The sequence below is a fragment of the Microbacterium sp. UBA1097 genome (genome assembly GCF_002313585.1).
Taxonomy (GTDB): domain Bacteria; phylum Actinomycetota; class Actinomycetes; order Actinomycetales; family Microbacteriaceae; genus Microbacterium.
In genome coordinates, this window is the sequence record NZ_DCBW01000038.1 from 111,099 (window position 1) to 123,010 (window position 11,912).

The following is an 11,912-nucleotide window of genomic DNA, read 5'->3' on the forward strand; positions in this document are numbered from 1 at the left end:
GCCTGGATGCCCAGACGGTGCAGGGTGGGTGCACGGTTCAGCAGCACCGGGCGCTCGCGGATGATCTCTTCGAGCACGTCCCAGACCTCGGGACGCGTACGCTCGACGGCACGCTTGGCGGCCTTGATGTTCTGCGAGTGACCGAGGTCGATGAGGCGCTTGATCACGAACGGCTTGAACAGCTCGAGGGCCATCTGCTTGGGAAGACCACACTGGTGCAGCTGCAGACGGGGACCGACGACGATGACCGAACGGCCCGAGTAGTCCACGCGCTTACCGAGCAGGTTCTGACGGAACCGACCCTGCTTACCCTTCAGCATGTCGCTGAGGGACTTCAGGGCACGGTTGCCGGTGCCGGTGACGGGGCGACCGCGACGACCGTTGTCGAACAGGGCGTCGACGGCCTCCTGCAGCATCCGCTTCTCGTTGTTGACGATGATCTCGGGGGCACCGAGGTCGATCAGGCGACGGAGACGGTTGTTGCGGTTGATGACGCGGCGGTACAGGTCGTTCAGGTCGGAGGTCGCGAAGCGGCCACCGTCCAGCTGCACCATGGGGCGAAGCTCCGGCGGGATGACCGGAACGACGTCGAGCACCATGGATGCCGGGCTCATGCCGGTCTGCAGGAACGAGTTGACGACCTTCAGGCGCTTGATCGCACGGATCTTGCGCTGGCCCTTGCCCTCGGCGATCTGCAGGTGCAGGCTCTCGGCCTCGGCTGCCAGGTCGAAGGCAGCAAGACGCCGCTGGATCGACTCGGCACCCATGTGGGCTTCGAAGTACTGACCGAACCGGTCCTGCAGCTCCTGGAAGATCTCGTCTTCAGCCTTGAGCGAGCCGACCTCGAGCGTGCGGAACTCTTCCCACACGCGCTCAAGCTTGGCGATCTGGTCGTCGGCCTGCTTCCGGGCCTGCGACATGTCCTTTTCGGCGGCGTCCTTGACCTTCTTCTTCTGGTCGGACTTCGCACCCTCGGCCTCGAGCGCGGCGAGCTCCTCCTCCAACTTCTGGAGGCGAGCGGCGATCCGCGCATCGCGACGGTCGGCGAGCGTCTTCAGCTCGAGACGGATGTTGTTCTCCTGCGTCGCGAGGTCGCGGTGACGAGCATCCTCGTCGACCGAGATCACCATGTACGCGGCGAAGTAGATGACCTTCTCGAGGTCCTTCGGCGCCATGTCGAGCAGGTAGCCCAGGCGCGAGGGAACGCCCTTGAAGTACCAGATGTGCGTGACGGGAGCGGCGAGCTCAATGTGGCCCATGCGCTCGCGCCGCACGGAGGACTTGGTGACCTCCACGCCGCAGCGCTCACAGACGATGCCCTTGAAGCGCACGCGCTTGTACTTGCCACACGCACACTCCCAGTCGCGCGAGGGGCCGAAGATCTGCTCACCGAACAGACCGTCCTTCTCGGGCTTCAGGGTGCGGTAGTTGATGGTTTCGGGCTTCTTGACCTCACCGAAGGACCAGCGACGGATGTCGTCAGCGGTGGCCAGGCCGATGCGAAGCTGATCGAAAGTTGTTGATTCGAGCACGAGTTCTCAGTTCTCCTGTATCGGAATTCTGTGTTGCCTGGCCGGGTCAGATCTCGTCGATCGACGAGGACTCGAAGCGGCTGGAGATGTTGATGCCGAGCTCCTCGGCAGCACGGAAGGCGTCGTCGTCGGTGTCGCGGAGGTTGACCGCGGTGCCGTCGGCCGAGAGGACCTCGACGTTCAGGCAAAGCGACTGCATTTCCTTCATGAGGACCTTGAACGACTCGGGGATGCCGGGCTCCTGGATGTTCTCGCCCTTGACGATCGCCTCGTACACCTTGACGCGGCCGAGGATGTCGTCGGACTTGATCGTGAGGAGCTCCTGGAGCGCGTACGCGGCGCCGTAGGCCTCGAGGGCCCACACCTCCATCTCACCGAAACGCTGGCCACCGAACTGCGCCTTGCCACCCAGCGGCTGCTGCGTGATCATCGAGTACGGACCGGTGGAGCGTGCGTGGATCTTGTCGTCGACGAGGTGGTGCAGCTTCAGGATGTACATGTAGCCGACCGAGATCGGTGCCGGGAACGGCTCACCCGAACGTCCGTCGAACAGCTGCGTCTTACCCGTCGAGTCGATCAGGCGGATGCCGTCCCGGTTGGGCAGTGTCGAGTCGAGCAGGCCTGCCAGCTCGGACTCGTAAGCACCGTCGAACACGGGGGTCGCGACCTTCGTGCCGGGAGCTGCCTCGCGAGCGATCTCGGGCAGACGCGCTGCCCACTCGGGGTTGCCCTCGATCTTCCAGCCCTGCTTGGCGATCCATCCCAGGTGAAGCTCCAGCACCTGACCGAAGTTCATGCGGCCGGGGATACCGAGCGGGTTCAGGATGATGTCGACCGGCGTGCCGTCAGCGAGGAAGGGCATGTCTTCGACGGGGAGGATCTTGGCGATGACGCCCTTGTTGCCGTGACGGCCGGCGAGCTTGTCACCCTCGGTGATCTTGCGCTTCTGGGCGATGTAGACCACGACGCGGCGGTTCACACCCGAGCCGAGCTCGTCGTCACCGTCTTCGGCGTTGAACTCCTTGACGGCGATGATCGTGCCCTGCTCACCGTGGGGAACCTTCAGCGACGTGTCGCGAACCTCGCGGCTCTTCTCGTTGAAGATCGCGCGAAGCAGGCGCTCCTCGGCCGACAGCTCGGTCTCACCCTTGGGCGTGACCTTGCCGACCAGGATGTCGCCGGGACGAACCTCGGCGCCGATGCGGATGATGCCGCGCTCGTCGAGGTCCTTCAGCAGGTCGGGGCTGACGTTGGGGAGATCACGGGTGATCTCCTCCTTGCCGAGCTTCGTGTCACGGGCGTCGACCTCGTACTCCTCGATGTGGATCGACGAGAGGGTGTCATCCTTCACCAGGTCCTGGCTCAGGATGATGGCGTCCTCGAAGTTGTGGCCTTCCCACGTCATGAACGCGACGAGGAGGTTCTTTCCGAGGGCCAGCTCACCGTTTTCGGTGGCAGGACCGTCGGCGATGACCTCGCCGGCCTCGATCCGCTCACCGGCCGAGACGATGACGCGCTGGTTGTAGGATGTGCCCTGGTTCGAGCGGTCGAACTTGCGCAGGAAGTACTCGTCGATCCCGCCCTCGTCGGTCTGGACGGCGACGACGTCCGCCGAGACCTCGATGACGACACCGGAGCGCTTGGCGGTGACCACGTCACCGGCGTCGATCGCGGCGAAGCCCTCCATACCGGTTCCGACGACGGGCGAGTCGCTGCGCAGCAGCGGCACAGCCTGACGCTGCATGTTCGCACCCATGAGGGCGCGGTTGGCGTCGTCGTGCTCGAGGAACGGGATGAGCGAGGTCGCCACCGACACCATCTGGCGCGGCGAGACATCCATGTAGCCGATGTCTTCGGCGGGAACGAGCTCCACCTCGCCGCCCTTCGAACGGGCGAGCACGCGGGTCTCTTCGAAGTGACCGTCGGCCTTCAGCGGCGCGTTGGCCTGGGCGACGATGTAGTCGTCCTCCTCGGCGGCAGTGAGGTAGTCGATCTGGTCGGTGACCCGGCCGTCGATGACCTTGCGGTACGGCGTCTCGATGAAGCCGAAGGCGTTGATCCGCGCGAACGATGCGAGCGAACCGATCAGACCGATGTTCGGGCCTTCCGGCGTCTCGATCGGGCACATGCGGCCGTAGTGCGACGGGTGAACGTCACGGACCTCGACGCCGGCGCGCTCACGCGACAGACCACCGGGTCCGAGCGCCGAGAGGCGACGCTTGTGGGTCAGCCCCGCGAGCGGGTTGTTCTGGTCCATGAACTGCGAGAGCTGCGAGGTTCCGAAGAACTCCTTGATCGCGGCAACGACCGGGCGCACGTTGATCAGGGTCTGGGGGGTGATCGCCTCGATGTCCTGCGTCGTCATGCGCTCGCGAACGACACGCTCCATGCGCGACAGACCCGTGCGGACCTGGTTCTGGATGAGCTCGCCGACGGCGCGGATGCGGCGGTTGCCGAAGTTGTCGATGTCATCGACATCCAGGCGGATGGTCGCCGGCTTGCCGCCGCGAACGCCCTCGAAGCTCGCATCGCCGCGGTGCAGGCGAACGAGGTACTTGATCGTCGCGACGATGTCGTCGACGGTGAGTACCGAGTCGCTGAGCGGGCCCGACAGGCCGAGCTTCTGGTTGATCTTGTAGCGACCGACCTTGGCGAGGTCGTAGCGCTTGGCGTTGAAGTAGAAGTTGTCCAGCAGCGCACGGGCGGCCTCAGCGGCTACCTGCTCGCCCGGACGGAGCTTGCGGTAGATGTCGCGGAGGGCGTCTTCCTTCGTGAGGATCGTGTCCTTGGACAGGGTCTCTTCGATGGAGTCGAAACCGGCGAACTCCTCGAGGATCTGCTCGCTGGTCAGGCCCAGGGCCTTGAGGAAGACGGTGACCGACTGCTTGCGCTTGCGGTCGATGCGCACACCGACCTGGTCGCGCTTGTCGATTTCGAACTCGAGCCAGGCGCCGCGGCTCGGGATGATGCGCGCCGAGACGATGTCCTTGTCGGAGGTCTTGTCAGGAGTCTTGTCGAAGTAGACACCGGGCGAACGCACGAGCTGGGAGACGACGACACGCTCGGTGCCGTTGATGATGAACGTTCCCTTGTCGGTCTGCAGGGGGAAGTCGCCCATGAAGACCGTCTGGGTCTTGATCTCACCGGTCTGGTGGTTCATGAACTCGGCCTCGACGTACAGCGGAGCGGCGTAGGTCTTGCCACGCTCCTTGCACTCTTCGATCGAGTACTTCTCGGGCTCGAGGTAGGGGTTGGTGAACGAGAGCTGCATCGTCTCGCTGAGGTCCTCGATCGGCGAGATCTCCTCGAAGATCTCCTCGAGGCCGCTCTTGACCGAGATGTCGGTGCGGCCGGCTGCCTGCGCTTCGGCGAGGCGGGCCTTCCAGGTTTCGTTTCCGACGAGCCAATCGAAGGACTCGGTCTGCAGCGCCAGCAGGTCGGGGACCGTCAGCGTGTCGGAGATTTTGGCGAACGAGAGGCGGGATGCTCCGCGGCCGTTCTTCGGGGATGTGGTGGTGGTTGCGTTGCGCGCAGCAGCCAAGGGGATTACCTCCGTGGGCCCGGGCGGGGCACTATCCTTGTCGTCAGGTGAAGCGTTCGGTCCTCCCCGAAAACCAGCGCGTCTCGCACCGCATCGAGCGGGGACACGCAGGCACAGCCGACCACCATATGAGGGCAGGGGGAATCCAAGAGCGCAACCACCAACTATACGCGTTCCGGCACGCCGTGTCCAGCGGGATTCTTGACGAGTCGAAATTCGTGCGGTATAACCAGCGATCTCAGTGCTGTGTCGCGTGTATGAAGCGGATCGTGGCGCCCGGCCCCGCCTGTGCGAGCAGGTCGAGATCGGCATCCAGAACCGTGGCGATCACCGGGTAGCCGCCGGTCACGGGACCGTCGGCCAGCAGGATCGTGGGAGAGCCCGACGGTGGCACCTGGATCGCCCCCGGAACCATCCCCTCGCTCGGCAACTCCCCGGCATCCGTGCGATCCAGCCGCGGCCCCTCCAGCCGCATCCCGACCCGGTCGGCAGCAGCGCCGACAGTCCACGTCGCTTCGAACAGCGCGGTTCCCGACGCCGGAGTGAAGGCATCCTCGCGGGGTCCGGGCACGAGGCGGACGACCAGATCGGCCGGCGGGGGACTCCAGGGCGCCAGATCGGATGCCGGGATCTCGTCGACCGCGAGCGCCCCGCCGGAGAGGACTGCGTCGGCGCGGAGGGGTTCTGGCCCGAGGCCGGCGAGGGTGTCGGTAGCGGCCGAGCCCAGGACGCGCCGGGCCTCGATGCCGCCGCGAACGGCGAGGTACGCGCGAACGCCGGCCGTGAACCACCCCATCCGCAGGCGCTCACCGCGCCGCCACAGCTGCGCCGCGCCGTGGTCGATGCCGCGTCCGTCGATGGTGAGCTCGCCCCACGCGCCGGCCACGGCGATCCACACGTCAGCGAGCGCGGTGGCTTCGAATCCGCCCGCTGTGATCTCCAGGCCCGCCGCGCCCTCGGGGTTCCCGACGAGGCGATTGGCGGTGCGCAGGGCCGCGCGGTCGAGGGCGCCAGAGACGGAGACGCCCAGCGACCCGTGTCCCGGGCGCCCGGCATCCTGGACCGTCGCGAGCAGCCCCGGCGCCTCGACCCGCAGCACGGGACCACTGCCGGCATCCGCCTCCACTCCGCCTCGCGCGTGTGCGGCGGTTTCGTGCGAGTGCTGCGCATTTATGCGCAGCGGACGCACAGAACTGCCGCGCTCGAGGGAGGAGCTGGCCGCGGGGAGGTCGGCGACCTCGCGGAATCGAACGCGCATGCCGGGGCGTAGGAGCGCGGGGGATGCGGCATCCGGGTCGAACAGCGGGGCGGAGGTGGTGCCGATCAGCCGCCATCCGCCCGGCGTCGATCGCGGGTAGGCACCCGAGAAGCTCCCGGCAAGTCCCACCGAGCCTGCCGGGACCCGCGTACGCGGCGACGCGAGGCGAGGCACGTCGAAGGGCCAGTCCTCGCTCACGAGATACCCGAAGCCAGGCGCGAACCCCGTGAAGGCGACCGTCCAGGTGGCCGCCAGATGAGCAGAGACGAGGTCAGCGGAGTGGATGCCGAGGAAGGCCGCGGTCTTGTCGAGGTCGGGTCCGTCATACCGGATGCCGATCTCGACATCCGTGTTCCCGTCCACGGCCGCACGCGCCGGTACGTCAGTCACCGCGAGGGCATCGGCGAGACTCTTCTCGATCCAGGCGCGCACGACCGAGGTGGCTACCTCGCGCGGTGCGAACCGCACGAGGACGGTGCGCGCGGCAGGGACGAGATCCACGACGCCCGCGGGCTGTGAACTGGAGAGTCGCTCGCGGAGCGAGATGACGACCCGCAGCGCCTCGGCGGGGCTGATGCTCTCGGGCACCTCAGCGAGCAGACCCGTGTCGCCGAAGACTCGGACCCCGGCGCTGCTCACCACGGCGCTCGCACTGATATTGACGCAGCATCCAGGGCCGCCCGCACCGCACGAGCCGCCGCAACCGACCCTGGCGAGTCGCCGTGCAGGCAGAGGGAGGCAGCGCTCACCGCGATACTCGTGCCGTCAACGGCGACGACGGTGCCCTGGCGTGCCAGGCGCACGGCCCGGATCGCGGCGGCATCAGGATTCTCGAGAACCGCGCCGGGCTCGCCGCGGGGGACGAGCTCTCCGCTCGGCGTGTAGCCGCGGTCGAGAAACGCTTCAGCTACGACCTCCAGACCGTGCTCTCGCGCCGCCTCGGAGATCTCGCCCGGCATAGCGAGGATCGGCAGTCTTCGGCCCAGCCGACCCGACAGATCTGCCACAGCGGCGGCGAGCGCCGCCGCGTGCGCGGCATCCGTGCGAACAGCGTGATACAGCGCACCGTGGGGTTTGACATACCGGATGTCGGCGCCGACGTCCGCGAGAGCATCCAGCTGCGCAGACACGGTGCCGCGAAGCTCGGCCGTCGCCATCGCGAGCGGCAGCCTGCCGAATCCGGGCCTGTCGGGGTAGGAGGGGTGAGCGCCGATCACCACCCCGAACCGGGCAGCCCGTTCGACAGCCTCAACCATGGAGTCCGGGTCTCCGGCGTGACCACCGCAGGCGATGTTTGCGCTGGAGATGACGGCGAAAAGCGCCTCGTCGTCAGCGGTAGGCACCCCGTCGACCGTTTCGCCGAGGTCGGCGTTCAGGTCGATGGTCGTCATGCGACCACGGTACGCCCGGTCTACGGTGGATGCGTGGCCCGAGCGCACGTCGAAGCCCCGCCGCCGCAGGTGCGGCTGTCGGACGGATCCGTGGCGCGCATCGTCCCGTCGGCATTCGCAAGCGGATGGGAACTCGAGGTCGGCGGCACCCCGCAGTCCCATGTCGACCTCGCCGATCCCACCCACCTGCACTTCGAGTACGTCGCACGGATGGGCGCCGTGATCGATCAGCTCGGAGAGCCGGGCGAGCCGCTCACCGCCATTCATCTGGGGGCCGGCGCCTATACGCTCCCCCGGTACGTCGAAGCGACCCGACCGGGGTCCCGGCAGCAGGTCATCGAACTCGAACCGGCTCTGGTTTCGCTCGTCCGCGAACATCTGCCGCTGCCGTCCAGTTCACGCGCCGGCGGCTCGATCCGCACGCGGACCGGAGATGCCCGGGCCGTGCTGGAACGGCTGCCAGCGGGCATTCGCGGTCAGGCCGACCTGGTGATCTCAGACATCTTCCACGGCGCGCGGACGCCGGCTCACGTCACGAGTCTCGAGTTCTACTGCCTCGTTGCGCGCTACCTCACGGAGACTGGCGTGCTGCTGGTCAACGTCGCCGACGGCGCGGGGCTCGCCTTTGCGCGGCGCCAAGCCGCCACCGTCCGCAGCGAACTCCCGCACGTCGCGCTGCTGGCCGAAGTGCAAGTCTTGAAGGGCAGGCGGTTCGGGAACATCGTGATCGCGGCATCCCGGACCCCGCTTCCCACCGCGTGGCTCCCGCGGCTGATGGCTGCAGGACCGCATCCGGCGAAGGTGGCGCAGGGCGCAGAGATCGACGCGTTCGTCGCAGGTTCGCGCCCTGTCACGGATGCCGACGCCGCGCCGTCGCCAGCGCCCTCGGCGACGCTGTTCGAGCGCTGACGGCGTGGGAAGCCGGCGCGATTCGCCGACGCCGTCACAATGAGAGCGCACCGCGTATGGGGCGAGGTGCGGCAAGGATGCGGAATCGGGCGGCCTGACCGCGGCGATCACCGCTCTGCGGGAAGGAGCGCGAGTGAGCTATATCCACGGCTACGACCCCGTCACGCTGCGCGAAGTAGTCAACCCCCGCGACTGCCGCGACCGCCTCGACGAACTCGGCGACCAGCGCTCGCTCCCCGCCCTGCTCGAGCGGGTGTGGCTTCTGAAGGTTCTGGACCGGCTCGACGACGCGCTCGAGATCGCCGACCAGACGGTGCGCACGGCCCGGATGGCGGGAACGCGCAAGGATCTGCTGCGCGCACGCATCCTGCACGCGACAGTGCTGCAGTTTCGCGGCTCGCTCGCTGCCGCCGCGCAAGAGCTCACCACCTGCGCCGTCGAGGCCGAGGGGGCAGGCTGGGCATCGATCGCCGCGTTCGCGTACCAGCACCGCGGCAAAGTGCACTACGACGCGGGAGACTTCGACGCAGCTCGCGCTGACTTCAAGCGCGCACTCTTCGCTCGCCAGAGCACGTCAGCCCCCGACGACCAGCTCGAGTCGACTCTTCTCGCGATCGACGCCGCCGAGCGCCGGCGGGCCGAGGCCGGCGCGGCAGTCGCCAGCTGACCGGCCGGTGTCTGAGGCCCGACTTACGCTGTCGTCATGTCCGAGTTGCACCGCGTTCGCCACTGGGCCGAGGCCCTGCTCTCGGTGCACCTGAGCCCGGAGTGGTCGTTCGGTTTCGACAACGCGAAGCGGCGCGCGGGCCTCTGTGACTTCACCCGCAAGCGCATCACGGTGTCCCGGTATCTCGCGGCCCGCCACGATGATGACACCAACCACCAGACGCTGCTGCACGAGGTGGCGCACGCCCTCGCCGGCGCGGCAGCAGGCCATGGGCCGCGCTGGAAAGCGATCGCGCGAGACCTCGGCTATGTGGGCGGGACCACGCACCACGGCGAGACAGCGACAGAACTCGCGCCCTGGGTCGGCGTGTGCCCCGCCGGTCACGTCGCCTACCGGCATCGCCGCGCGAGCCGGCAGACCTCCTGCGCCCGCTGCGCTCCCCGCTTCGACGAGCGCTACCTGCTCACGTGGACCAGGCGCGAGATCACGGCGTCCACGCGCCTGGCGGCGATGACCCCGCGCTGACGGCGGGGCTGCCGCCGGCGCCGCAACGCCCGAGCCCGCCTCCCACAGGTTACGGAAGGCGGGCTCGGGCTGAGAGCGCGATTCGTTAGCTCACCGTGCGGCGCCGACGCACGAGCCACAGCCCGCCGCCCACCAGGGCCGCAGCGAACGCGGCTAGCGCGACCGACACACCGATGAGGCCGCCGGTCGAGGCGAGGTCGCCGCCCTGCGAGGATCCACCAGGGGCCGCGCCGGGGTCGGCCGGGTTCGCCGGCGTCGCGGTAGCTACCGTGACCGACTGCCAACCGAGGAGCGTGCCGTCGCTGCTGTCGTGCGCCCGTCTGCGCGAGCGAGATTGTGGAGGTACACCTGGCCGGCTCCGGCGTCGACGACCTGCCATTGAGCGAGCGGGTCGGCAGCTGCCTCATCAACGGGCTCTGCGATCACCTGCAGGTAGCGCCAGAACTCATCGCTGTCGCTGCGGCGGGCAAGGACCTCGCCGTCGGCGTTGGTGAAGACGAACACGTCTTCCTTGCCGAGCACCGGGTATGCGAGGACCTCCTGCGCGGTGATCGCCGACGCGGTGTCACCGATCTCGAAGATGGCTGCGGCAGCCGGTGTGTCATCGGGATTGGTCAGCTGAGCCTGCTCGGAGCCGATCACGAGCACCTTGCCTGCGGCATGGACGTTCTCGATGAGAAGCGTCTCGGCGGGGCCGACGAGCTGATTTCCGTCTTCAGCGGTAGCGACAGCGGGAACGAGGAGAGCGCACCCGAGCGCGAGTGCAGCTCAGGCTGCAGCAGCGCTCCGAGTGACGCGTCGATCGACGGTCATGAACGGAGGATTCCTTTCCACGACGGCACCGGGCGATGCCGACGGGGGACGAACCTAACCGCGAAGGATGACAGAAGTTATCGCTAACATGGCCGCGACGTGAGCGCGACACAACGCCTCGCGAAACCCGCGTGTCGTTCGGTTTCGCCTCTCTCGGCGACGCAGTTCACCGAGCCGCGTCGACCTCGGCCGCGGCCAAAACCGCGTCGCGCCGACCCTCTTCGAGCCAGCACTGGCCGGTGACGCTGGCGGTGAGCAGGTGGCGAAGCGCGGGGCGCAGTCCCCGGAACGCCTCACAAGCGGCAGCAGCCTCGGGAGACGAATGATCGATCCCTCGCGCAGCGAGTGCGTCGATCACGGCCCCCGCCCCGAAGAGGTCCTCCACCGCGAACCTCAGTGCACCAGAACTGGCGTCGGTTTGCCCGACCGCGATCACCGCAATACTCGTGCGCGCCGCCCGACGGTGCTGTTCTGCGACGGCAGCGTCGGCTGCGGCGCTCGCTGTGCGCAGGTCAGCGCGGATCACGACGGCGCCGCGATCGGCGGCTCGTGAGGCGAGGAGCTCGGCATCCGTGCCCGAAGCCAGCACGTCGACCACGATCGTGATCTCGGCCGGCGCGACCCGGTCGAGGCCGGCAAGACCCCAATCGAAACGCACCTGGTACCGGGACTGTTCTTCGCGAGGCGCGGGCTCGACTGTCGGCATCCGTCCAGCGTAGGGCGAGACCGGATGCGAGACTTGCCGCATGCGCGTGCTCAGCAAGTTCACGATCGATTGCGACGCCGACGCCGCCTGGCGCGCTCTGCACTCACCGCGGGTACTCGCCGAGGTGTACGGACCGTTCCTCGACATGCAGCCGCTGGAAGCGATCCCGACGCAGTGGGAGCACGGCCAGAATGCCGCAGTCGGGCTCAGCGTCGCCGGGCTTATCCCGGTCGGCCGTCAGCTCATCTCGATCACGGATGCCGAACGTGAGGTAGGCGGGGTGCGCGTGCGGATCATCCGTGACTCCGGGATGCCGCTGACCGGCCCACTCGCGGTCCTCGACGTCTGGGACCACCAGATGGCGGTGTCTCCCCTTCCGGATGGCCGCACCCTGTGGCGAGAGCGCCTCGTGATCGGTGGCGCTGCTGCGCCCGCGCTGTGGCCGGGCCTCTGGGCGGTCTGGCAGTGGCGGGCAGCCCGCATCCGTCAGATCGCGCCGTCGTGGGCGCACGATCCGGATGCCGTGACGGCCGAGTCAGGAGAAGCCGACGCGGTCGCCACGGCCTGACC

The 11,912-nt window shown here is 67.9% G+C and carries 9 protein-coding genes and 1 pseudogene; 4 read left to right on the forward strand and 6 right to left on the reverse strand.

The window, feature by feature from the left end; all coding sequences use genetic code 11:
• The 4 genes and pseudogenes from B4F19_RS09335 to B4F19_RS09350 all read right to left on the reverse strand — a co-directional run.
• A pseudogene (locus tag B4F19_RS09335) lies at positions 1 to 1,532 on the reverse strand (DNA-directed RNA polymerase subunit beta'); the annotation flags it as partial.
• 46 nt (positions 1,533 to 1,578) lie between these two features.
• Positions 1,579 to 5,073 (reverse strand): DNA-directed RNA polymerase subunit beta, encoded by a 3,495-nt coding sequence (locus B4F19_RS09340; RefSeq protein WP_228177335.1) that lies wholly within the window; start codon positions 5,071 to 5,073, stop codon positions 1,579 to 1,581.
• 238 nt (positions 5,074 to 5,311) lie between these two features.
• A complete protein-coding gene (locus B4F19_RS09345) occupies positions 5,312 to 6,970 on the reverse strand; it encodes an urea amidolyase family protein (RefSeq protein WP_292734400.1) in 1,659 nt (552 codons plus the stop codon).
• Entirely contained in the window at positions 6,967 to 7,722 is a 756-nt protein-coding gene (locus B4F19_RS09350; protein WP_292726851.1) for a 5-oxoprolinase subunit PxpA, read from the reverse strand. The genes B4F19_RS09345 and B4F19_RS09350 overlap by 4 nt, the downstream gene beginning before the upstream one ends.
• Before the next feature lie 33 nt (positions 7,723 to 7,755).
• Between B4F19_RS09350 and B4F19_RS09355 the strand changes: the two genes are divergently transcribed.
• The 3 genes from B4F19_RS09355 to B4F19_RS09365 all read left to right on the forward strand — a co-directional run bounded on the left by B4F19_RS09355 (position 7,756) and on the right by B4F19_RS09365 (position 9,823).
• Entirely contained in the window at positions 7,756 to 8,631 is an 876-nt protein-coding gene (locus tag B4F19_RS09355) for a spermidine synthase (RefSeq protein ID WP_228177338.1), read from the forward strand.
• Between the two features lie 133 nt (positions 8,632 to 8,764).
• The gene (locus B4F19_RS09360) at positions 8,765 to 9,298 is read left to right on the forward strand and encodes a tetratricopeptide repeat protein (RefSeq protein WP_228177339.1); all 534 of its coding nucleotides are present in this window, start codon (positions 8,765 to 8,767) and stop codon (positions 9,296 to 9,298) included.
• A 36-nt stretch (positions 9,299 to 9,334) separates the two neighbouring features.
• Positions 9,335 to 9,823: a SprT-like domain-containing protein gene (locus B4F19_RS09365; protein ID WP_228177340.1), complete on the forward strand. Its 489-nt coding sequence runs from the start codon at positions 9,335 to 9,337 to the stop codon at positions 9,821 to 9,823.
• 264 nt (positions 9,824 to 10,087) lie between these two features.
• Here the strand turns inward: B4F19_RS09365 and B4F19_RS09370 are convergent, their stop codons facing one another.
• Together B4F19_RS09370 and B4F19_RS09375 are read right to left on the reverse strand one after the other, a co-directional pair.
• Entirely contained in the window at positions 10,088 to 10,465 is a 378-nt protein-coding gene (locus B4F19_RS09370) for a hypothetical protein (protein WP_292734403.1), read from the reverse strand.
• A 337-nt stretch (positions 10,466 to 10,802) separates the two neighbouring features.
• Positions 10,803 to 11,342: a phosphosulfolactate phosphohydrolase gene (locus B4F19_RS09375; protein ID WP_228177343.1), complete on the reverse strand. Its 540-nt coding sequence runs from the start codon at positions 11,340 to 11,342 to the stop codon at positions 10,803 to 10,805.
• A 40-nt stretch (positions 11,343 to 11,382) separates the two neighbouring features.
• Between B4F19_RS09375 and B4F19_RS09380 the strand changes: the two genes are divergently transcribed.
• Positions 11,383 to 11,910 carry a hypothetical protein gene (locus tag B4F19_RS09380; RefSeq protein ID WP_292726856.1) on the forward strand — a complete coding sequence of 176 codons (528 nt, stop codon included), beginning with the start codon at positions 11,383 to 11,385 and terminating at the stop codon, positions 11,908 to 11,910.
• Positions 11,911 to 11,912: the final 2 nt, after the last annotated feature.